Origin of the sequence: Streptomyces sp. SID9727, from assembly GCF_010550605.1 — a bacterium.
Lineage (GTDB): Bacteria > Actinomycetota > Actinomycetes > Streptomycetales > Streptomycetaceae > Streptomyces.
In genome coordinates, this window is the sequence record NZ_JAAGNI010000158.1 from 1 (window position 1) to 19,184 (window position 19,184).

At 70.8% G+C, this 19,184-nt stretch carries 24 protein-coding genes and 1 pseudogene; 9 read left to right on the forward strand and 16 right to left on the reverse strand.

Translation table 11 applies throughout. The annotated features are described in order from the left end of the window. The coding region (locus G3I41_RS10710; RefSeq protein WP_164399968.1) for a Gfo/Idh/MocA family oxidoreductase at nt 1-698 on the forward strand (698 nt) is incomplete at its 5' end. Nucleotides 699-934: 236 nt separating this feature from the next. On the opposite strand, the gene G3I41_RS10715 is transcribed toward G3I41_RS10710, so the two are convergent. Beyond that, nucleotides 935-1,408, reverse strand: coding sequence for a MarR family transcriptional regulator (locus G3I41_RS10715; protein ID WP_164399969.1), 474 nt, complete (start codon nt 1,406-1,408; stop codon nt 935-937). Between the two features lie 70 nt (nt 1,409-1,478). On the opposite strand from G3I41_RS10715, the gene G3I41_RS10720 reads away from it, so the two are divergent. After that, complete coding sequence (locus G3I41_RS10720) at nt 1,479-2,387, forward strand: alpha/beta fold hydrolase (RefSeq protein WP_164399970.1); 909 nt, start codon at nt 1,479-1,481, stop codon at nt 2,385-2,387. Here G3I41_RS10720 and G3I41_RS10725 read toward each other — a convergent pair. Next, a complete protein-coding gene (locus G3I41_RS10725; protein ID WP_164399971.1) occupies nt 2,384-2,749 on the reverse strand; it encodes an arsenate reductase family protein in 366 nt (121 codons plus the stop codon). The two genes, G3I41_RS10720 and G3I41_RS10725, sit on opposite strands and share 4 nt — an antisense overlap. Before the next feature lie 142 nt (nt 2,750-2,891). Here G3I41_RS10725 and G3I41_RS10730 point away from each other — a divergent pair, with 142 nt between their 5' ends. Continuing rightward, nucleotides 2,892-3,173: a hypothetical protein gene (locus G3I41_RS10730; RefSeq protein WP_073965512.1), complete on the forward strand. Its 282-nt coding sequence runs from the start codon at nt 2,892-2,894 to the stop codon at nt 3,171-3,173. Nucleotides 3,174-3,224: 51 nt separating this feature from the next. Here the strand turns inward: G3I41_RS10730 and G3I41_RS10735 are convergent, their stop codons facing one another. Then, the gene (locus tag G3I41_RS10735) at nt 3,225-3,662 is read right to left on the reverse strand and encodes a hypothetical protein (RefSeq protein WP_164399972.1); all 438 of its coding nucleotides are present in this window, start codon (nt 3,660-3,662) and stop codon (nt 3,225-3,227) included. A 62-nt stretch (nt 3,663-3,724) separates the two neighbouring features. Then, nucleotides 3,725-4,099: a VOC family protein gene (locus G3I41_RS10740; RefSeq protein WP_164399973.1), complete on the reverse strand. Its 375-nt coding sequence runs from the start codon at nt 4,097-4,099 to the stop codon at nt 3,725-3,727. A gap of 526 nt (nt 4,100-4,625) precedes the next feature. On the opposite strand from G3I41_RS10740, the gene G3I41_RS10745 reads away from it, so the two are divergent. Next, entirely contained in the window at nt 4,626-6,137 is a 1,512-nt protein-coding gene (locus G3I41_RS10745) for a SulP family inorganic anion transporter (RefSeq protein ID WP_164399974.1), read from the forward strand. Nucleotides 6,138-6,202: 65 nt separating this feature from the next. Here G3I41_RS10745 and G3I41_RS10750 read toward each other — a convergent pair whose 3' ends face one another. From G3I41_RS10750 to G3I41_RS36345, 7 genes are all read right to left on the reverse strand, one after another. After that, complete coding sequence (locus tag G3I41_RS10750) at nt 6,203-6,805, reverse strand: TetR/AcrR family transcriptional regulator (RefSeq protein WP_164399975.1); 603 nt, start codon at nt 6,803-6,805, stop codon at nt 6,203-6,205. Between the two features lie 47 nt (nt 6,806-6,852). After that, nucleotides 6,853-7,434: a GNAT family protein gene (locus G3I41_RS10755; RefSeq protein WP_164399976.1), complete on the reverse strand. Its 582-nt coding sequence runs from the start codon at nt 7,432-7,434 to the stop codon at nt 6,853-6,855. Further along, nucleotides 7,427-7,984 carry a lasso peptide biosynthesis B2 protein gene (locus tag G3I41_RS10760; RefSeq protein ID WP_164399977.1) on the reverse strand — a complete coding sequence of 186 codons (558 nt, stop codon included), beginning with the start codon at nt 7,982-7,984 and terminating at the stop codon, nt 7,427-7,429. The genes G3I41_RS10755 and G3I41_RS10760 overlap by 8 nt, the downstream gene beginning before the upstream one ends. Then, nucleotides 7,984-8,964, reverse strand: a complete 981-nt coding sequence (locus G3I41_RS10765) for an asparagine synthase-related protein (RefSeq protein WP_343242102.1) — start codon at nt 8,962-8,964, stop codon at nt 7,984-7,986. Before G3I41_RS10765 ends, G3I41_RS10760 begins: the two co-directional genes overlap by 1 nt. A 267-nt stretch (nt 8,965-9,231) precedes the next feature. Continuing rightward, nucleotides 9,232-9,372, reverse strand: coding sequence for an albusnodin family lasso peptide (locus tag G3I41_RS10770; protein WP_164399979.1), 141 nt, complete (start codon nt 9,370-9,372; stop codon nt 9,232-9,234). Between the two features lie 164 nt (nt 9,373-9,536). Continuing rightward, nucleotides 9,537-9,749 (reverse strand): hypothetical protein, encoded by a 213-nt coding sequence (locus tag G3I41_RS10775; RefSeq protein WP_164399980.1) that lies wholly within the window; start codon nt 9,747-9,749, stop codon nt 9,537-9,539. Next, on the reverse strand, nt 9,746-9,889 hold the full coding sequence (locus tag G3I41_RS36345; protein WP_203600691.1) for a hypothetical protein: 144 nt from the start codon (nt 9,887-9,889) through the stop codon (nt 9,746-9,748). Before G3I41_RS36345 ends, G3I41_RS10775 begins: the two co-directional genes overlap by 4 nt. A gap of 241 nt (nt 9,890-10,130) precedes the next feature. Between G3I41_RS36345 and G3I41_RS36740 the strand changes: the two genes are divergently transcribed. From G3I41_RS36740 to G3I41_RS10790, 3 genes are read left to right on the forward strand one after another with little or no spacing between them, the layout of a single operon-like run. Next, nucleotides 10,131-11,372, forward strand: a complete 1,242-nt coding sequence (locus G3I41_RS36740) for a helix-turn-helix transcriptional regulator (protein ID WP_239081575.1) — start codon at nt 10,131-10,133, stop codon at nt 11,370-11,372. Beyond that, a complete protein-coding gene (locus G3I41_RS10785) occupies nt 11,363-11,926 on the forward strand; it encodes a GNAT family N-acetyltransferase (protein WP_164399981.1) in 564 nt (187 codons plus the stop codon). Before G3I41_RS36740 ends, G3I41_RS10785 begins: the two co-directional genes overlap by 10 nt. A gap of 8 nt (nt 11,927-11,934) precedes the next feature. Continuing rightward, nucleotides 11,935-12,978: an MFS transporter gene (locus G3I41_RS10790; protein WP_239081576.1), complete on the forward strand. Its 1,044-nt coding sequence runs from the start codon at nt 11,935-11,937 to the stop codon at nt 12,976-12,978. 29 nt (nt 12,979-13,007) lie between these two features. Here G3I41_RS10790 and glnA read toward each other — a convergent pair whose 3' ends face one another. Further along, nucleotides 13,008-14,417, reverse strand: a complete 1,410-nt coding sequence (gene glnA, locus G3I41_RS10795; protein ID WP_164399982.1) for a type I glutamate--ammonia ligase — start codon at nt 14,415-14,417, stop codon at nt 13,008-13,010. 297 nt (nt 14,418-14,714) lie between these two features. On the opposite strand from glnA, the gene G3I41_RS10800 reads away from it, so the two are divergent. Beyond that, nucleotides 14,715-15,182, forward strand: a complete 468-nt coding sequence (locus G3I41_RS10800; protein ID WP_164399983.1) for an RDD family protein — start codon at nt 14,715-14,717, stop codon at nt 15,180-15,182. A gap of 80 nt (nt 15,183-15,262) precedes the next feature. On the opposite strand, the gene G3I41_RS10805 is transcribed toward G3I41_RS10800, so the two are convergent. From G3I41_RS10805 to lipB, 4 genes are all read right to left on the reverse strand, one after another. After that, nucleotides 15,263-15,973 (reverse strand): DUF4191 domain-containing protein, encoded by a 711-nt coding sequence (locus tag G3I41_RS10805; protein WP_164399984.1) that lies wholly within the window; start codon nt 15,971-15,973, stop codon nt 15,263-15,265. Between the two features lie 10 nt (nt 15,974-15,983). Further along, nucleotides 15,984-16,199: a hypothetical protein gene (locus G3I41_RS10810; protein ID WP_164399985.1), complete on the reverse strand. Its 216-nt coding sequence runs from the start codon at nt 16,197-16,199 to the stop codon at nt 15,984-15,986. A gap of 256 nt (nt 16,200-16,455) precedes the next feature. Beyond that, a complete protein-coding gene (gene lipA / locus G3I41_RS10815) occupies nt 16,456-17,391 on the reverse strand; it encodes a lipoyl synthase (RefSeq protein ID WP_164399988.1) in 936 nt (311 codons plus the stop codon). 159 nt (nt 17,392-17,550) lie between these two features. Continuing rightward, complete coding sequence (lipB, locus tag G3I41_RS10820; RefSeq protein WP_164399986.1) at nt 17,551-18,363, reverse strand: lipoyl(octanoyl) transferase LipB; 813 nt, start codon at nt 18,361-18,363, stop codon at nt 17,551-17,553. Nucleotides 18,364-18,660: 297 nt separating this feature from the next. Here lipB and G3I41_RS10825 point away from each other — a divergent pair. Then, nucleotides 18,661-19,184, forward strand: a pseudogene (locus tag G3I41_RS10825) (regulator); the annotation flags it as partial.

Consider the following 19,184-nt stretch of genomic DNA (forward strand, 5'->3'; position numbering starts at 1 on the left):
ACGCCGTCGCCTTCGCGCTGCCGCCGGACGTGCAGGCCCCGCTGGCCGCCCGCGCCGCCGCGGCCGGCTGCCACCTGATCCTGGACAAGCCGGTCGCCACCACGGTCGCCGGCGCCCGCGAGGTCGCCGAGGCCGCCGAGCAGGCCCGGGTGGCCTCCGTCGTGTTCTGCACGCTCAGGTTCGCCCCGCGGCCCGCCGCCTGGATCGCCGAGCAAGCCGCGGCGGGCGACTGGTTCACCGCCCGCGCCGAGTGGATCGCCGCGCTCTGGGCCCCCGGCACCGACAGCGACTACGCCGCGTCCCCCTGGCGCCGCGAGCGGGGCGGCCTCTGGGACGTCGGCCCGCACGCCCTCTCGGTCCTGCTCCCGGTCCTGGGCGACGTCACCGAGCTGACCGCCGTCCGTGGCCCCGCCGACGCCCACCACCTGGTCCTGCGCCACACCTCGGGGGCGTCCAGCACGGTCACCCTGACCCTCGGCGCGCCGGTGGCCGCAGCCGGGGTCGAGGTCGTCCTGCGGGGCGAGCACGGCGTCGCCGAGCTGCCGAGGTGGGACGGGGCGGTGGACGCCTTCGCGGCGGCCGTGGACGCGCTGATCGCCTCGGTGCGTACGGGCGAGGCCCACCCCTGCGACGTGCGGTTCGGCCTCCGGCTGACGGAGCTCCTGGCGGAGGCGGAGGCCCAGGCACACGGCGCCTAGGGCGTGTTTCGAAAGTCCCGCCTGTCCGGCGACGCCTGGCACGCACGCTCGCCGCGTTGTCGGGATCACCCCGATACAACCAGTATCGGGGCGACCCTCCGCCTTGCGATCGCACGCACCAGACGCCGCCGGACCCGCCCTACGGGCGGACGGCGCTACTTTCGAAACACGCCCTAGGCGTAGGGCTCACGAGCGTTGCTGACTGCGGGTCAATACACCTGGGCGGCGGGGCGGGGTCAGGCGGCGGAACCCGCCCCGCCGCCTCCCTCCTCCGACACCGCGGCGAGGAATCCCTCCAGGAACCGCCGCACCGCCGCGGCCTCCTCGGCGTCGAACTCCCGCAGCAGCGCCACCGCGCTCCCGATCGCCGGGCCGAACGCCGCCCAGCCCAGCTCCACCGCCCGCGGCGTCACCCGCAGGAGCACCCGCCGCCGGTCCCGCTCGTCCCGCGTCCGCGTCAGATGCCCCAGCCGTTCCAGCCGGTCGATGAGCGACGTGGTGCCCGCCGAGTTCAGCCCCAGCTCCGCCCCCAGCCGCCCGGCGGTGACCCCCGACCCTTCGCGCTCCGCGTCGAGCAGGCACACCAGGGCGCGTACATCCGTCGGATGCATCCCGTGCCGGGCCGCGAACTCCGCCTGGCGCAGCCCGAATGCGGACGTCACCTTCCGCAGCAGATGGACGATCTCCAACTCCGGCCCCTGCTCGGTCATCTCCGGCACCTCCCGCTATTGTCTCGCTCAGCGAGATAATATCCAGGCGTACGGAGTCCAGGGAGCGCCCATGACACCCACCCCGCCCGCGACGACCGCCGACGCGGCCTTCCTCGCCGCCTACGACGCGACCGTCGCGGCCACCTGGCCGCCCGGCACCGCGCCGACCACGGTCCCCACCCCCTACGGCACCACCCACCTCAACAGCTACGGCCCCGAGGACGCCCCGCCCCTGATCCTGCTGCCCGGCGGCGGCGCGACCTCCACCGCCTGGCACGCCCAGGCCGCCGCCCTCGGCCGGACCCACCGCGTCCACGCCGCCGACCTCATCGGAGAGCCGGGCCGCAGCACGCCGGGGGAGCGCCCCATCCGCAGCGTCGCCGACCTCTGCGGCTGGCTCGACGCCCTGCTGGACGGCCTGCGCGCCACCGGACCGGTCGCCCTCGCCGGCCACTCGTACGGCGGCTGGATCGCCCTCCACTACGCCCTGCACGCGCCCGACCGGCTGCGGAGGCTCATCCTCCTCGACCCCACCGGCTGCTTCGGCGGATTCCGCCCCGGCTACCTGCTGCACGCCCTGCCGATGCTGCTCCGCCCGAACGCCGCCCGCACCCGCGCCTTCCTGACCTGGGAGACCGGCGGCGCCGCGCTCGAACCCCACTGGCTGCGGCTCCGGGAGGCGGCGGCCGGCTTCCCCGCGGCCCGCCCGGTCACCGGCCCCCGCCCCGAGCCAAAGGCCCTGCGCGCCCTCGACGTACCGACGCTGATCCTGCTCGCCGGTGACAGCCGCGCCCACGACGCGGCGAAGACGGCCGCCGCCGCGCGCCGGCTGCTGCCGAGGGCGGAGACGTCCGTCCTCCCGGACGTCTCCCACCACGCACTGCCCCTGCACGCCCCGACGGCCCCGGAACTCAACCGCCGGATGGGCGAGTTCCTGGCCCAGGGCCTGTCCGGCGGATCCCCGCGGAACACGCCTTAGGAGCTACGCCCCAGCGCGTCCCGGACCGCCTCGTCCGTGCGGCCCACGACCGCCGTGCCGTCCTCCGCCGTGATGATCGGCCGCTGGATCAGCTTCGGGTGCTCGGCGAGCGCGGTGATCCACCGCTCCCGGGCATCCGCCTCACGCGGCCAGTCCTTCAGGCCCAACTCCTTCGCGTCCGCCTCCTGGGTCCGCGTGATGTCCCACGGTTCGAGGCCGAGCCGGTCGAGCACCGCCCGGATCTCGTCCGGCGACGGCACGTCCTCCAGGTAACGGCGGACCGTGTAGTCGGCCCCCTCCGCGTCGAGCAGCCGCACCGCGCTGCGGCACTTGGAACACGCGGGATTGATCCAGATCTCCATGGGGCCAACGGTACGGGACGGACCTCGTAGGAGCGGCCGAAAACCCCTCTGGCCAGGGGCGATTGTCAGTGCGGACCGGTAGAATGGGAGTCAGTTCGTGAGGGTTTCCGAAGAGTTCCGCCACCGTGCCAGGAGGTAGCCCATGGCCGTTGCCGCAGTCACGACCAAGCCGCTCGACAAGCCCCTGCACCAGCCCCTGACCAAGAAGCCGCTCCCCGCCGGCCGCCCCCGCGAGTGGTACGTCTCGCACAACCGCCGGCTGAAGGCGATGCGCCTCGCCATCGCCCTGCTCGACACCGGCGTCTACCTCCCGTCCAGCGCGAACAACGCCCGCATACGCACGACCGCCGCGCGCCTCGGCATCCACCCGCCGTCCGACATCACCTGCCGCATGGTCCGCGCCCTCATCCGCTACGGCCGCTGACCCCAGACCGACGGGGCGGGTCCCGGAAGCAGTCCTTCCGGGGCTCGCCCCTCAGTACCCGTCGCAGGTCGCCGTCGCGTACGCACCCGAGGCCGAGTCCGTACGCCGCGTGCCGCCGTCCACGGTGACCGCGCACGACACGTCACCGCCGCCCCGGCCCACACTCACCACGAACGAGCCGCCGCTCAGGAAGCCCTTGGTGTCGAACTCCCCGGCCCACGGCAGCGACCGCAGCGCCAGCCGCCCGGTCGACAGCTCCTCACCCCGCCAGGTGCTGTACGTCAGCACCACGTCGCGCGCCGTCCCCGTCACCTCGTACCGGATGTGCACCTTCCGCGAGCCCTCCGAGCGGAGCACGTCCGACAGCACCGCCATGACCGCCCCCGCGGCGAGGGCCAGCACCACGGCGACCAGCAGCAGCACCCACGGCCACATCCGCCGCCGGGGCGGCGGCGGGACCGGACCGCCGGGCGGAACCTGCTCACTCATCCCCCCACCCTCCGCGCTCCGGCCCCGCACCGCGACCCCCCGGGGTCCGTCCGGCTGTCCGCCTACAGATACGGCCGGGTGATCAGCTCGATCGCGTGCCCGGCCGGGTCCTTGAAGTAGACCCCCCGCCCGCCGTGCTCGGTGTTGGTCTTCCCGGGCCGCTTCATCTGCGGATCGGCCCAGTGCTCGACCCCGCCCTCGACCAGCCGCCCGTAGGCCCGGTCGAACATCTCGTCGTCCACGAGGAACGCGTAATGCTGCATCTGGATCTCCACCGGCGGCTCCGCGAACTGGAGCAGCACGCCGCCCTCCAGCCGGACATTGACGAACGGCCCCCAGGACGGGGCCTCGTCCAGCTCCAGCAGCTCCCGGAAGAACCGCGCGGACGCATGGCGGTCCACGGCGGCGACGATGGTGTGGTTGAACGCAACGGACATGGTTGACGACCTCGTGCTCTCTTCGGCTCGACACAGTGGATGCGTACGGTGTACGAGCCGAGGGGGCCCTCGCGCCAGGCGTACGGAACAGCCGGCGGGGCCACGGCGGGGGCTCAGCCCACCACCGGGTAGCCGTTCCGTGTATGGCGTATCGCCGGTCCGGTGTTCACGGACACGACCCTACGGGGGCCGGGCGGGAAGGTACAGTGGCTTGGGCACCCCGCAGCGCGCGCACGCGCGTACGGGCTCCGCACGTGGTTGTGCGGGCCGGGGGAGCGCCCCGAATTCCGGTGGACAGAGAGCGAGCGAGCGGATGCGCATGACGACGCCCCGCACCGCCGCCTGCCCGCCGTGACCCCTCACCCCTGAGCCTCCGGGCCCCGTCCGCGCGCCGACCTGCCGGACCCGCCCCTGGGCCGACCCCGGCCCCGGCGCGTACGCACGCGTCCGCCGGAACCCGCCTTCCCCGCTGTCTACCTCCGCACGCCCTCTCCCACGGGCGCGCCCGACCGACAGGTACGCCCTCTTGTCCTCTGCACCGCCCTCGACCACGTCCGCCTTCCGGCTGCGCGCCCTCAAGCCCGACTGGATCTCCGACCCCAAGGTGTGGCGTACGGAGGTGCTCGCCGGACTCGTTGTCGCGCTGGCCCTCATCCCCGAAGCGATCTCGTTCTCGATCATCGCCGGGGTGGACCCCGCGATCGGCCTCTTCGCCGCCTTCACGATGGCGGTCACGATCTCGATCGTCGGCGGGCGCCGGGCGATGATCTCCGCCGCGACGGGCGCCGTCGCCCTGGTGATCGCCCCGGTCAACCGCGAACACGGCTTCGGATACCTGGTCGCCACCGTGATCCTGGCGGGCGTCTTCCAGATCGCGCTGGGCGCCCTGGGCGTCGCCAAGCTGATGCGGTTCGTGCCGCGCTCCGTGATGACCGGCTTCGTCAACGCCCTGGCGATCCTGATCTTCATCGCCCAGGTTCCCGAGATGCACGACGTGCCCTGGGCGGTCTACCCGCTGATCGGCGGCGGGCTGCTCCTGATGGTCTTCTTCCCGAAGGTCACCCGGGTGGTCCCGGCGCCCCTGGTCTCCATCGTGATCCTGACCGTCATCACCGTGGCGGCCGGCATCGCGGTCCCGACGGTGGGCGACAAGGGCGACCTGCCCTCCTCGCTCCCCGTGCCCGGCCTGCCCGACGTGCCGTTCACGCTGGACACGCTGACGACCATCGCCCCGTACGCCCTGGCGATGGCGCTGGTCGGCCTCATGGAATCCCTCATGACCGCCCAGCTGGTCGACGACATCACGGACACCCGCTCCAACAAGACCCGCGAGTCGGTCGGCCAGGGCGTCGCCAACATCGTCACCGGCTTCTTCGGCGGCATGGGCGGCTGCGCCATGATCGGCCAGACGATGATCAACGTCCGCGTCTCCGGGGCCCGCACCCGCCTCTCCACGTTCCTCGCGGGTGCGTTCCTGATGATCCTCTGCATCGTCTTCGGCCCGGTCGTCTCCGACATCCCGATGGCGGCGCTGGTCGCGGTGATGGTGATGGTCTCCTTCGCCACGTTCGACTGGCACTCCATCGCCCCGAAAACCCTGCGCCGCATGCCGGTGGGCGAGACGGTGGTCATGGTCATCACCGTCGCCATCGTCGTCGCCACGTCCAACCTGGCGATCGGGGTCGTCGTCGGCTCGGTCACCGCGATGGTGATCTTCGCCCGCCGCGTCGCGCACCTGGCCGACGTCACGGCGGTCGTGGACCCGGACGGCGGGCAGGTCGTCTACTCCGTCACCGGCGAACTCTTCTTCGCCTCCTCCAACGACCTGGTCACCCGCTTCGCGTACGCCACCGACCCCGACAAGATCGTCATCGACCTCACGGCCACCCACATCTGGGACGCCTCGTCGGTCGCGGCCCTGGACGCGATCGAGACGAAGTACGCCCAGCGCGGCAAGACGGTCGAGATCGTGGGCCTCAACCAGCCGAGCGCGGACCTGCACCGCACGCTGAGCGGAGAGCTGACGGGCGGGCACTGAGGGGGCGGCGCGGGGCCCGGGGCGAGCGGCCCCCGGCCCCGGGCCGCCGGGCCCCGTCGTCGCGCCTACCCCGCGACCGCTCCGTGCAGGAAGACCTCGACCAGCTCCCGGGGGGTGAGGTCCGGTTCGTCCCCCGTACGCGGCTGCGTGAACAGCAGCCCGAAGAAGAGCGCCGCGATCTGCTCGGGGGGCCGGCGCAGGGCGGCCCGGTCGGGCTCCAGCAACTCCGCCACGGCCGCACGGACCAGGGCCGACGACTCATTCCGCCCCGCACCGCGTACCGGCCCGGGGTGTTTGCCGCCGCCATGCCCCAGCGACCCGAGGATCGCGCCCATCCGGGCCATGTGCGCCTGCAGCGCCTCGGCCGCCTCCACGAGCCGGTCGGGCAACGGCTGGGCCAGATCGATCGCGTCGAGCTCGCGGATCGCGTGCTCGGGGGACAGCGCCTCGGCCACACACGCCTGCATCAGCTCCTCCTTGTCGGCGAAGACCCGGAAGATGGTGCCCTCCCCGATGCCCGCGGCCCGGGCGATCTTCGCGGTCGTGAGGGCGGAGCCGTACTCGGCGATCAGCGGGATCGCCGTCTGGATGATCATCGCGCGCCGCTGCTCCGGCGACATGGCGGGGGCGCGGCGGCGGGCGGTCGTGCTCTCCTCGGATGCGGTCATGACCCGACCTTACGGAGTGAGTCCTCACTCCGTCAATGAGTGAGGACTCACTCCGTTCGGCCGCGGCCCAGGAGCGCCCGCACCGCCGAAGGCCCGCTAAAGTCCGCTGCCAGTGCATCCATCAGCACCTCGTCACAAACCTGCCCGAGCCAGTACCCGCCCTCACGCAGCCGCCCCGCGTGCTGAAACCCGGCACGCTCGTACGCCTTGATCCCGGCCACGTTCGGGGCCAGCACCTTGAGCCACACCATGCGCAGACTGGCCACGTGGAACGCGTAGTCGAGGGTGAGTCGAGTCGCCTCGACACCGAGCCCGCGCCCACGGGCTTCGCGTGCCAGCATGACGACGAACTCGGCGGTGCGTACGGATTCGTCGGGAAGGAGGGTGGTGACGCCGACCGGGACGGGCTCGGGCTCCGTCAGGTCGTAAACGGTGAAGCGGAAGTTGGCCCCCCGGAGCTGGTGCTGCATGCCCTCGGCACGCGCCTCCAAGGACTCGGGCACCTGGCGGCCGTAGCCGACCATGACGGTCGGGTCCTGCTCCCACTTCCAGTACGTCTCGACCAGATCCGCACGGTAGGAGCCCAGGCCACACGTCTCGGTGGCCAGCCACAGAGCCGGCTCAGTCATGGGTGTCTCCGATCATCAGGACGGGCGTGTAGAAGAGCGTGGACGCCGGTTCGGCCGCGAGGGCTCCGTCGCCAGTCTGGACCCAGGCGTGCAGGCGTACGGGGTCCGGCGCGACACCGTGACACCAGACGACGGACCGGCGCCGCAGGGCGAGGAGGAGCACGGCGGCGGCCGACTCCTCCAGACAGGCGGTGCGGGCAGGTGAATACCAGGCGGCCCGGCGCACGGCGAGGACGGCACGCTCGGCCTGCTCGGGGGTGGCGGGGTGGGTGGCTGTCGACGTGGCCGCGCGGACGGCGTCGGTGATACGTCGCATGGCGGATTCCTTCCTCCCCGCCGCTTTGACCGCCACGACACCGAAGAGGGCGGCGGCTGCGGTGGAGCTCCACGTATCGCGGGGGACGGTGAGGCCGGCGGGATGCTCCGCGCTGCCCCAGCTCGCCTTCGGCGCGGTCGACGGGGCGGGCTCTGGCGGAATCAGGCAGCGCACGCCGCCGGTGTCGTAGTCGATGACGACCTGCACATGGCCGAAGTCGACGGATCGCTCCATTACTCCACCTTTCCGGGGACCAGGGCGCCCCACACGGGATCAGGGGTGTGGGTGATGGTGTGCAACCAGGCATCGGCAGCCAGGGCCTGCTCGATGTGCGCGAGCGGCATCGGGACCCCGGCGGCGGCGTGGCGGATCTGCTCACGGAATCGCTTCGCGTCGATCAGGCCGAGCGCGGCCAGGTTCATGCCTCCGGTGTCGAGGAGTTGGGGAAGGACAGCGCGCAGTCCGCCGTAGTGGTCTGCCTCAAAGGCGCCCTTCGTGGTGCGGGCCACCAGTTCGGCGGGGAGGAGATCGGCGAACGCCCGCTTCAGCACCGGCTTGTAGGCGTAGGGAGCGGGACGCAGACCGACTGGGGTCCTTAGCACCGCGTCGACCACGGAGGCATCCAGGAATGGATTGTGCAGATCGATTCCGCAGGCGTCTGCCAGCTCGGCGTCGGCCACCGCCGTACGTGCCACCTCGCGGATCTCGTCAACGAGGATGCGTACCGAGGCGTCCAGGCCCGGTAGGGGGTCGGGCGCGGCCGCGTAGTCCTCGGCAGCCTCGCTGAGGAGGTCGGTGTCGGCGCGGAGACGTACGGCGGCAGTGAGGGCGTTACGCAGGCGCAGGTGCGGTGGCGGCCCGTCGAGGGGGTCGGGGCACCATGTGGTGCTGTACACGTACCGGTCTCCGGTGGCGGGCAGTTCGATGCGGCTGCCGGGTGGGAGCTGTTCGACTCCGGCGAAATACGTACGGCCAGAGGCCAATACGGGCACGGATGGAGCGAGGAACGCGCATGCCAGACGCTTGGTGTCGACGTGAGCGCCTGCCAGGGCGCCGAGGTAGCGGGCCGACGTCGACCACGCCCAGGTCCCCTGCCACACGACTGCGTACAGGGGCAGTGCGGCGGCCGTGTCGGTGTGGAAGACCAGCCCGTGTGCCAACTCCTCCAGGATCGCGTAGTTGCCCGGCCACTGCCACGTCGCGCGGGTGGGCACGGGGCAATCGGCGAGGGTCTGTACCTCCGCGGCGGTGGCTCCGCACAAGCCGATGACATGGATGCGGCGGCCGGGCCGCTGCGCTGTGCGGATGGGAATGCTGCCGAGCCGCCACAGAGATGACGTGGTGAAGCTCTGCGCGCCGAGTGGGCGAGGAAGGCCGGGTCGGGTGGTGCTGAATCCGCCGATGGGCAACGTGTCCTCCAGATCCTGCGAAGGAGGTGCGGCCCCGACCCGAAGGCTGGGGCCGCACCCGTGCGACGGGGGTCAGCAGTTGTACGCGCGGCGCTTGTCCTCCGACTGCCCGCCACCCTGGCCCTGGGTCAGTTCGGCGACATCGCCGAGGTCGACCGCGACCGTCTTCCTCTCGGCGCTGGTGTCGCTGTTCTCGCTGTGGGCGTCGATCATGGTGGTGTTCCTTACGTCGATGTGTGAGTGGTGCCCGGTGGTGCTTCCGCCCCAGGCTGGTGATCCGGCCGGGCGGAAGTTGGTGGGCCATCCGCCGGGCGTACCGGCGGTGGCCGTAAGGAGAGCGGCGGCGACGGCGTGCGCGAGAACCGTCGGTCGCTGTCTCACGTGATGAGCTGGAGGTTCTCCGCGGACGTCGTCCACTCGACCCCGGAGGCGGGCCGCACGTGCGCGACGCGGACAGTCCGTCCGTTGGCCTTCTCGTGAACGATCGCGGTGAGCTCGCCCTCGCCGCGGTTCGCGATGTCGCGGACCTGCCGGTGCAGCCAGGGATGATCGTCCTCGTGGAAGAACGATCCGAGACCGACGGTGGTCATCGCGCGGCCTTCTCTTCGCACGGGGCGTCGTCCTCGAACCGGTCGAGGAAAGTCTCGAACCCTTCCTGGGCGCGGGCCATCAGGTCGGAGCTAGGGACGCCGTACTCCGGCTGCTCGTCGGCGGGGAGGGGCGTGGTCATCGCGCACTCCTGCGGGTGAGGGTCGGCGCAGCGGGCCGTGCCACGGGCAGGGCGTGGTCGCTGCTTCGGGAAGCCGCCCGGAGCGTCCTTCAACCTCCGGGGCGTGTGACCAGTCAACGACCGTCGGGCGGCACTGAACAGGAAAGGTCGCCGCCTGGTCGCCCACTGCCAACCGGAAAACTTTACGTCCGCATTACCCGACGGCTGGCTCGGACGTAGCGGCCCGGCTACGTTCTGCGGCATGGGAGTGAACGTCATCCTGAGAGGCCGGATGAATGAACTCGGCCTGACGCAGGAAGAATTAGCGCGTCAGATGAACATCGCGCTCGATGATCTCAGCGGGAGGCCGGGCGATGTGTCAGCTCGCACAGTGCGCAACCTCCTCAACGGCAGCACCCGCAGACCGATCGGCCGCACGAGCGCCGCACTCGAAGCGGTATTCGGCTGCCTTGTCGCGGACTTAGGGTTTGCCCCACCACCCACCGCCGTACAAGCGGAGGATCCAGTGCACCGCCGTACCTTTCTTGTCGCGGGGACCGGAACTGCCGTCGCCGCTGCTGCCCCGCCGCGCCTCACGCGGCTGGGACAAGCCGACGCCGACCGGTTTCATCTGGAGTACACCGAGCTGCTGCGCGGTGACGCGCGGCTCGGCGGGGCGGGGAAGATCGAGAACAAGGCCATCGAGCTCGCGTCGCGCATCCAGTCGTCGCTCGCCGGCGGCGGCGCCTCGGACCGCGTGCGTCGCCAGATGTACCGGCTCGCCTCCGACGCCACGTGCCTGGCGGCCTTCGCCGCCATCGATGCAAGTGCTCCACGGCGTGCCCGCTGTCACCTCGACAAGGCCCTCCCTCTGGCGGGCCTGGCGCGTGACGGGGAAGCCATGTACCGCGTGTGGGACCATCTGATGCTCACCTCCAGCCAGCGCGAGAACCACGCCGAGGCGGCGGCCGGAGCCGAGGTCATGAAGCGTTACTCGACCGCCCGGCGCGACCCGCTGTACGCGTCGCTGGGACACATGCGGCACGCCAACGCCCTGGCCAGGTTGCATCAGCCCACCGAATCCCTGCGTGCCATGAGCTTCGCGGAGAGGACGTTCGGACGCGCCGACGGCGTACAGCCCTCCGCGTGGATCTCGTTCTACAACCGAGCCGAATTCGACGCCCTGTCGTCGTACGTCTGGACCGCACTGGGGGAACACGAGCGGGCCGAGTCCTGCCTCCACCGCACTCTTGCGGCGATCCCCGACGACATGGTCCGCAACAAGGCGCTTTATACGGCGCACCTGTCGCTCTCCCAGGCAAGACAAGGAGAGGCGGAGCTTGCCGCCGGAACAGGACGCCGCGCGTACGAGATGCTGCTGCCGGCGTCCGGATCGCTGCGTACGACGAGGACGCTTGCCGTCACCCGCCAAGTCATCGAGGCCACGGGCACGAAGGCATCCGAGGTCGTGAGCTGGATCGAGGAGTCACGCCGATGGATCTGAAAACGTACACGCACGCCGACGCCCCGAACGTGCGCTCCCTGCTCCTGGACATACACGACGATGTCTACGCGGACGAGCCCGACCCGTTCCACTCGCGCGAGCGCTTCTCGTACTACGTAGACCTGTGGTCCGGGCGCGAGGACTGGCTGTGCGTCTCGGGCTGGGAGGACGGCGGGGCGGTCGGGTACGCGTACGGTTCGAGGTTCAAACCGGGCGGCTGGTGGAAGGGGGCGGACCGGCCCAGAGGTGTGCGCGGCCGCATCTTCGCTCTGTCCGAGCTGATGGTGGTGCCCCGGTGGCAGGGGACCGGCCGGGCCCAACAGATCCACGACGCACTGATCCGATCCGTCGACGTCGACTTCGTGACCCTCCTGGTCGACGCTACCCACCCGAGGGTGCAAGCCCTGTACGAGAAGTGGGGCTACGAAAAGCGCGACGAGGCCAAGCCTTCCGAGGACTCCCCGCTGTACGCGGTCATGGTCAGGACATTGCGAGAGGCTCCCGCGCAGCGCGAGGCACAACCGAAAGGCCCTGTCGCTCTCCGTGGAGAGTGACAGGGCTCTTGCTCTGGCGTAGCCGCGATTCAGCCGCCGCGGTCTCCCTCGTGCTCTTCGCCGCCGTCCCGGTCACCGCGTGGTCCGGCCGGCTGAGTATCGGGCTGCTGCTGGCCGTCGCCCTGCTGACAGGCACGGCAACGGTGTTCTTCCAGACCGCGTACACCGCCTATCTCCCCACCCTTCTGGACCCCGATGAGCAGCCCGAGGGCAACGCCGAACTGCATGGCAGCGCATCCGCCGCGCAGATCGCCGGGCTCGGCTCCGGCGGCCTGATCGCACAGCTGGCAGGCGCGGTGAACGTCTCCCTCCTGTGCCTGACAGGCATCCGGCATCGCGAGCCGCGCACCACCAGGACCGGGCACCGCCGCACGTCACTGGTCAGTGAGGTCCGCGAGGGCCTGCGGTTGATCGCCTACGACCCCTGGCTCCGCACGTTCACACTCTTCGGAGCCGCCTCCAACCTGGCCCTCATGGGATACCAGTCGATCCAAGTGGTCTTCCTGGTACGGGGCGTGGGCCTGCCCCCGGGAGCGGTCGGCGTAGTCATCGCGGCGACCAGCGCCGGAGGCGTAGCCGGGGCATTCGCCGCACGCCGGGTCGCCCACCGGATCGGCACCGCCCGCGCGACCCTGCTGTTCGAACTGGGTCTTCCCTCACTCGGTCTGCTCATGACGTTGACCATCGGCGGAGCCGGGATCCTGCTCTTCGTGACAGGCGACTTCAGCGTCTGCGCGGGCGTCGTCGCCGGCAACATCATCAAGGCGAGCTTCCAGCAACGCTACTGCCCGCCGGATCTCCTCGGCCGTCTCACCGCGAGCACGGCATTCCTGAGCTACGGAGCGATCCCCGTCGGAGCACTGCTCGGCGGCCTGCTCGGAACCGCACTCGGCCTCCGTACCGCCATGGCCCTCACGACAGCGGGAATCCCGCTCGCCCCACTGATCCTGCTCTTCTCCCCGATCCGGCGCTCCCGCGACCTGCCCACGTCCCGCCGGACGGGGAGCAGCCCGAAAACGCCGGAGAGCCCTGTCGCTCTCCGTGGAGAGTGACAGGGCTCCTGTTCTGGCGCAGCCGCGATTTAGAGGTCGAAATAAAGCTCGAACTCGTGCGGGTGCGGGCGCAGCTGGATCGGGGCGATCTCGTGCGTGCGCTTGTAGTCGATCCACGTCTCGATCAGGTCGGACGTGAAGACGCCGCCGGCCTGGAGGTACTCGTTGTCGGCCTCGAGGGCGTCCAGGACGGCCGGGAGGGACGTCGGGACCTGCTGGACGTTCGCGTGCTCCTCGGGGGCCAGCTCGTACAGGTCCTTGTCGATCGGCTCCGCGGGCTCGATCTTGTTCTTGATGCCGTCCAGGCCGGCCATCAGGAGCGCCGAGAAGGCCAGGTACGGGTTGGACGACGGGTCCGGGGCGCGGAACTCGACGCGCTTGGCCTTCGGGTTGGAGCCCGTGATCGGGATGCGCATCGCGGCGGAGCGGTTGCGCTGCGAGTACACCATGTTGACCGGGGCCTCGAAGCCGGGCACCAGGCGGTGGTAGGAGTTCACCGTCGGGTTGGTGAAGGCCAGCAGCGACGGGGCGTGCTTCAGGATGCCGCCGATGTAGTAGCGCGCCATGTCCGACAGGCCCGCGTAGCCCTGCTCGTCGTAGAACAGCGGGTCGCCGCCGGACCACAGGGACTGGTGGACGTGCATGCCCGAGCCGTTGTCGCCGAAGATCGGCTTCGGCATGAAGGTCGCGGTCTTGCCGTTGCGCCAGGCGACGTTCTTCACGATGTACTTGAAGAGCATCAGGTCGTCGGCCGCGGCGAGCAGCGTGTTGAACTTGTAGTTGATCTCCGCCTGGCCGCCGGTGCCGACCTCGTGGTGCTGGCGCTCGATCTCCAGGCCGCTGTTCTGCAGCTCCAGGGACATCTCGGCGCGCAGGTCCGCGAAGTGGTCGACCGGGGACACCGGGAAGTAGCCGCCCTTGTAGCGGACCTTGTAACCGCGGTTGTTCTCGACCGCACCGGTGTTCCAGGCGCCGGCCTCGGAGTCGATGTGGTAGAAGCTCTCGTTCGCCGACGTCTGGAAGCGGACGTTGTCGAAGACGTAGAACTCGGCCTCGGGGCCGAAGTACGCGGTGTCGGCGAAGCCGGTCGAGGCGAGGTACGCCTCCGCCTTCTTGGCCACGTTGCGCGGGTCACGGCTGTACTGCTCGCCGGTGATCGGGTCGTGGATGAAGAAGTTGATGTTGACGGTCTTGTCACGGCGGAAGGGGTCGACCCGGGCGGTCGACAGGTCCGCGCGGAGCGACATGTCGGACTCGTGGATGGCCTGGAAGCCGCGGATCGACGAGCCGTCGAAGGCAAGCTCGTCGGCCGGGTTGAAGGTCGCCGCCGGCACGGTGACGTGCTGCATCACACCGGGCAGGTCACAGAACCGGACATCGATGAACTTGACGTCGTTGTCGGCGATGAACTTCTTCGCGTCGTCGGCGTTCTGGAACATCCAACTCCTCCTACTCCCGGCCCGGGAGGGACGGGGTTGCAGCTCGTTGTGTGACCAGTGCGGTGGCACACGCTGGACCCGACCATAGGCAGACCGGATTTCTCAAGCATGACCCATTTGTTTCGCCGAAGTTAACCGGCGCGGGTGCGAGGAGCGGTCGCACGGGCCCCGGACCGTCCCTCCGGCGGGGTCTTACGGGCCTCCCGGCCGTATCGGAAGGCCGTCCGAGGAGTGGGACGACGCGTGGGACGGCACCCACGGGGGAAGGTGCGCGGCCGGGCGCAGTACCGTGGTCGGGTGGACAACAGGCAAGCAATCGGATCGTGGCTCTCCGGGCCGCGCGCGGCCGCCGAGGACATGGGCGCCGACTTCGGCTACCGGGGCAAGCGGCTCGGCCTTCCCGAGCAGGGTCCCGGGGCCATCGCCCCGCTCGGCCGGCGCTTCGGGGCCCTCTTCATCGACTGGGCCCTGTGCATGCTGATCGCATACGGACTGTTCGCTCGCGGTGACCAGCAGGCGTCCGGGAACTGGGCGCTCGGCATCTTCCTCGTGATGAGCGTGCTCACCGTCGGCACGATCGGCTGCACCCCCGGCAAGCGCCTCATGGGCACCCGGGTCGTCGCCGAGGACGGCGGCCGCCTCGGCCTCCTCCGGGTCCTCGTCCGCAGCGTCCTGCTCTGCCTGGCGATCCCGGCCCTGGTCTGGGACCGAGACGGCCGCGGCCTCCACGACCGCCTGTCCCGCGCGGTCCAGATCCGCGTATGAGGCGCAGGAAACGCACAGAGGGCGGGCCGTGAACCTCGTGGTTCACGGCCCGCCCTCCGTGTTCTCCGGACGAGGCCCGGTCAGCGCATCTTGCCGCCGCGAGGCATCCGCGTGCCCTTGGGCATGGGCCCCTTCGGCAACGGCATGTTGCTCATCAGGTCGCCCATCGCGCGGAGCCGGTCGTTGGCGGCCGTCACCTGGGGGCCGGTCAGGACGCGGGGCATCTTCAGCATCTTGGTGCGGACCTTCTTCAGGGGCACCTGGCCCTCACCGTTGCCGACGATGATGTCGTGGACGGGGACGTCCACCACGATGCGGGCCATCTTCTTCTTCTCGGCCGCGAGCAGGCTCTTCACCCGGTTCGGGTTGCCCTCGGCGACCAGCACGATGCCCGCCTTGCCGACGGCGCGGTGCACGACGTCCTGGCTGCGGTTCATCGCGACCGCCGGGGTCGTCGTCCAGCCGCGGCCCACGCGGTCCAGCACCGCCGCCGCGGCGCCCGGCTGGCCCTCCATCTGCCCGAAGGCGGCGCGCTCGGCGCGGCGGCCGAAGATGATCGCCATCGCGAGGAGCGCGAGCACGAAGCCAAGGATGCCCAGGTAGATCGGGTGATCGATCAGAAAACCGATCGCGAGGATGACACCGAAGGTGACGATTCCCACACCCGCGACCACAAGACCGATCTTGGAGTCGGTCCGCTTGGTCATCTTGTAGGTCAGAGCGATCTGCTTGAGCCGCCCCGCGTTCTCGGCGCTGTCCGCGCCTTCAGTGGTGTTTGCCTTCCTCGCCATGCAATGAAGTTTACGTGGCCTTCGAACGGCGGGCGGCCACGGCCTCCCGTTCCGGCACGTAGCCGGACTCGGCCCGGTCCTTCGCCCGGCGGCGGTCCTCCAGGACGGCCGTCCAGGCGTTGCGGCGGGCGGTGCGCTGGCCGCTGCCGAGCAGCAGCGACTCCACGGCGCGGAGGGTGTTGGTGACGGTCGGGATGACGGTGGCGCGTACCGGCGCGGCCTGCATCGTGGCAAGTCCCCTCGGAAACGATGTACGGGTGCTGCGCGGACTGGAGACGGGGCGCGGGCACGGCGGTGGCGGTCCGGGTCACCGCGCCGCGCGTGCGTCCAGCGTCACCGTTCGGTGTTACCAGCGCGTGACCGGTCGGTCACACACCAATGAAACCTCGATACGGGCCCCGCGCACGCCGACGCGGTCCGTCCGCGCCCCCGGGCCTCTCGGACCTGCGGGGACGGGACGGACCGCGTCGGGCGGGTGCGGGTTACGCGGACGGCACCGGGGCCTGGGCCTCGCGGCGGTCCATCGCCTGCTGGAAGAGGCGGCCCGCGCGGTACGAGGAGCGGACGAGCGGTCCGGACATGACGCCGGAGTACCCGATCGCGTCGGCCTCGTCCTTGAGCTCCACGAACTCGTGCGGCTTCACCCAGCGCTCGACCGGGTGGTGGCGCACCGAGGGCCGCAGGTACTGCGTGATCGTGATGAGCTCGCAGCCCGCGTCGTACAGGTCCCGGAGCGCCTCGCTGACCTCTTCGCGGGTCTCGCCCATGCCGAGGATCAGGTTGGACTTGGTCACCAGACCGGCCTCGCGGGCGCGGGTGATGACCTCCAGGGACCGCTCGTAGCGGAAGCCGGGGCGGATGCGCTTGAAGATGCGCGGCACCGTCTCCACGTTGTGCGCGAGCACCTCGGGGCGCGCGGAGAAGACCTCCGCGAGCTGGGCGGGCTCGGCGTTGAAGTCGGGGATCAGCAGCTCGACCTTGGTACGGCCGGCCTCCCGGTCCGCCGTCTGCGCGTGGATCTGGCGCACGGTCTCCGCGTACAGCCAGGCGCCCCCGTCCTCCAGGTCGTCGCGGGCGACGCCGGTGATGGTGGCGTAGTTCAGGTCCATCGTGACGACGGACTCGCCGACGCGGCGGGGTTCGTCCCGGTCCAGCGCCTGCGGCTTGCCCGTGTCGATCTGGCAGAAGTCACAGCGCCGGGTGCACTGGTCGCCGCCGATGAGGAACGTGGCCTCGCGGTCCTCCCAGCACTCGAAGATGTTGGGGCAGCCGGCCTCCTGGCACACCGTGTGCAGGCCCTCGCTCTTGACGAGTTTCTGCAGCTGGTTGTACTCGGGGCCCATCTTCGCCCGGGTCTTGATCCACTCGGGCTTGCGCTCGATGGGGGTCTGGCTGTTCCGGACCTCAAGGCGCAGCATCTTGCGCCCGTCGGGTGCGACAGACACTCCGGCACTCCCCTTTGCTTTCACTGCATTGGATTCTTCGGCGAACACCAGGGTACGCCCGTAGTTCATTCGGTTGTACGTCTGCCCAACCTGGGGCAGGCGGGGCCTATTCCCGGAAGCGTGTTCCGTGGGTCACGCCGTGGCCACGGGGTCGGCGGTGCGCTCGATCGTACGGGGGGCGAGCTCGGCGTTCTCCAGGATGTCCCGGAGGTGCTTCTCGACGACCGGAAGGACCTCGTCGATGGTGACGTCGCGGCCCAGCTCGTAGCTGAGCGAGGTGACGCCGGCGTCCCGGATGCCGCAGGGCACGATGCGGTCGAACCAGGTGTTGTCGGGGTTCACGTTGAACGAGAAGCCGTGCATGGTGACGCCCTTGGCCACCCGGATGCCGATCGCGGCGAGCTTGCGGTCTTCCCGGCGCTGTCCGGCGTTAGAGGGGGCGTACTCCGGACCGTTGAGCCGGGGGTCGAACTCCTCGTCCGCCAGGCGCGGGTCGAAATCGAGCGTGAGGCCGCCGAGGGCGGGGCGCTGCTCGACCGGGTCGCCCAGGACCCAGACGCCGCTGCGGCCCTCGACCCGGCTGGTCGCGACGCCGAACTCGTCGGCGGTGCGGATCAGCGCCTCCTCCAGGCGGCGCACGTGCGCGACGACGTCCACCGGGCGGGGGAGCTTCTGGATCGGGTAGCCGACGAGCTGGCCGGGGCCGTGCCAGGTGATCTTGCCGCCGCGGTCCACGTCGATGACGGGGGTGCCGTCGAGGGGGCGCTCGCTGTCCTCCGTGCGCCTGCCCGCGGTGTAGACGGGCGGGTGTTCCAGGAGCAGGCAGGTGTCCGGGACGGAGTCCTCGAACCGCGCCGCGTGCACCTCGCGCTGCTTCTGCCACGCCTCCTGGTAGTCGACGGCGTTCTCGCCGAATCCCATGCGGACGAACCGGAGCTCACTCACGGCAGCAGCCTTTCTCCTCGCGGTGCCGTGGGTCCGGGGGTTTCCCGGAACCGCGTCACCCTGCACGAATCGCGCCACGGGCCTTTCGTTCGGATCAGGCCGGACGAAAGGCCCCAGCCACTGTACGACCGGCGTCGGCGCGCGAGCCGGGCAGGTCGCCCCGTCAGCGCCGCCCACAATCCTCACACGATCGGATGAATGTGGAGCGAAGGGTGCTGAGGCCGCCCCGCGGGCAGTTAAATTCGCGCCGTTCGTCAGAGGGCTGCCCGGCCCCGAAGGCAGGAGACCCTACAGCTGATGTCCGAACGACCTCCGCAGCGCACGCCCAACCGCCGGCTCGCCTCGCTCATCACCGAGGCCGGGTTCTCCAACGCCGGCCTCGCCCGCCGGGTGGACCAGCTCGGCCTCGAACACGGACTCGACCTGCGGTACGACAAGACCTCCGTGACCCGCTGGCTGCGCGGTCAGCAGCCCCGGGGCACCACCCCCGCGCTGATCGCCGAGGTCTTCACCCGGCGCCTAGGCCGCCGGCTCTCCGCGCAGGACCTCGGGCTCGACGCCTGCGCCCCGGTCTACGCGGGCCTGGAGTTCGCCGCCACGCCCGCCGAGGCGGTCGACATCGTCAGCGGGCTCTGGCGCAAGGACTCCGGCAGCCACGCCGAGCTGCGGAAGATCGCGTTCACCCCGGCCGGTCTCGTCGTGCCCAGCCGGGACTGGCTGATCGGCCGGGCCGACGAGTGGGTCGGCCGCCCGGTGCCCGGCGGGGCCAGGTCCGCGGCGGCGCGGGCGGCCGGCGGCCAGCTTCCCGCCGGGGCCCTGAC

Coding starts and splice junctions, on each gene's coding strand:
- G3I41_RS10740 (WP_164399973.1), bottom strand. CDS start 4,099: ATGTCCGTTGCGTTCAACCACACCATCGTCGCCGCCGTGGACCGCCAT.
- G3I41_RS36740 (WP_239081575.1), top strand. CDS start 10,131: ATGGGAGTGAACGTCATCCTGAGAGGCCGGATGAATGAACTCGGCCTG.
- G3I41_RS10715 (WP_164399969.1), bottom strand. CDS start 1,408: ATGACCGAGCAGGGGCCGGAGTTGGAGATCGTCCATCTGCTGCGGAAG.
- G3I41_RS10725 (WP_164399971.1), bottom strand. CDS start 2,749: ATGGAGATCTGGATCAATCCCGCGTGTTCCAAGTGCCGCAGCGCGGTG.
- G3I41_RS10755 (WP_164399976.1), bottom strand. CDS start 7,434: ATGACTGAGCCGGCTCTGTGGCTGGCCACCGAGACGTGTGGCCTGGGC.
- G3I41_RS10730 (WP_073965512.1), top strand. CDS start 2,892: ATGGCCGTTGCCGCAGTCACGACCAAGCCGCTCGACAAGCCCCTGCAC.
- G3I41_RS10775 (WP_164399980.1), bottom strand. CDS start 9,749: ATGACCACCGTCGGTCTCGGATCGTTCTTCCACGAGGACGATCATCCC.
- G3I41_RS10735 (WP_164399972.1), bottom strand. CDS start 3,662: ATGAGTGAGCAGGTTCCGCCCGGCGGTCCGGTCCCGCCGCCGCCCCGG.
- G3I41_RS10785 (WP_164399981.1), top strand. CDS start 11,363: ATGGATCTGAAAACGTACACGCACGCCGACGCCCCGAACGTGCGCTCC.
- lipA (WP_164399988.1), bottom strand. CDS start 17,391: ATGCTGCGCCTTGAGGTCCGGAACAGCCAGACCCCCATCGAGCGCAAG.
- G3I41_RS10805 (WP_164399984.1), bottom strand. CDS start 15,973: ATGGCGAGGAAGGCAAACACCACTGAAGGCGCGGACAGCGCCGAGAAC.
- glnA (WP_164399982.1), bottom strand. CDS start 14,417: ATGTTCCAGAACGCCGACGACGCGAAGAAGTTCATCGCCGACAACGAC.
- G3I41_RS36345 (WP_203600691.1), bottom strand. CDS start 9,889: ATGACCACGCCCCTCCCCGCCGACGAGCAGCCGGAGTACGGCGTCCCT.
- G3I41_RS10770 (WP_164399979.1), bottom strand. CDS start 9,372: ATGATCGACGCCCACAGCGAGAACAGCGACACCAGCGCCGAGAGGAAG.
- G3I41_RS10810 (WP_164399985.1), bottom strand. CDS start 16,199: ATGCAGGCCGCGCCGGTACGCGCCACCGTCATCCCGACCGTCACCAAC.
- G3I41_RS10720 (WP_164399970.1), top strand. CDS start 1,479: ATGACACCCACCCCGCCCGCGACGACCGCCGACGCGGCCTTCCTCGCC.
- G3I41_RS10750 (WP_164399975.1), bottom strand. CDS start 6,805: ATGACCGCATCCGAGGAGAGCACGACCGCCCGCCGCCGCGCCCCCGCC.
- G3I41_RS10760 (WP_164399977.1), bottom strand. CDS start 7,984: ATGGAGCGATCCGTCGACTTCGGCCATGTGCAGGTCGTCATCGACTAC.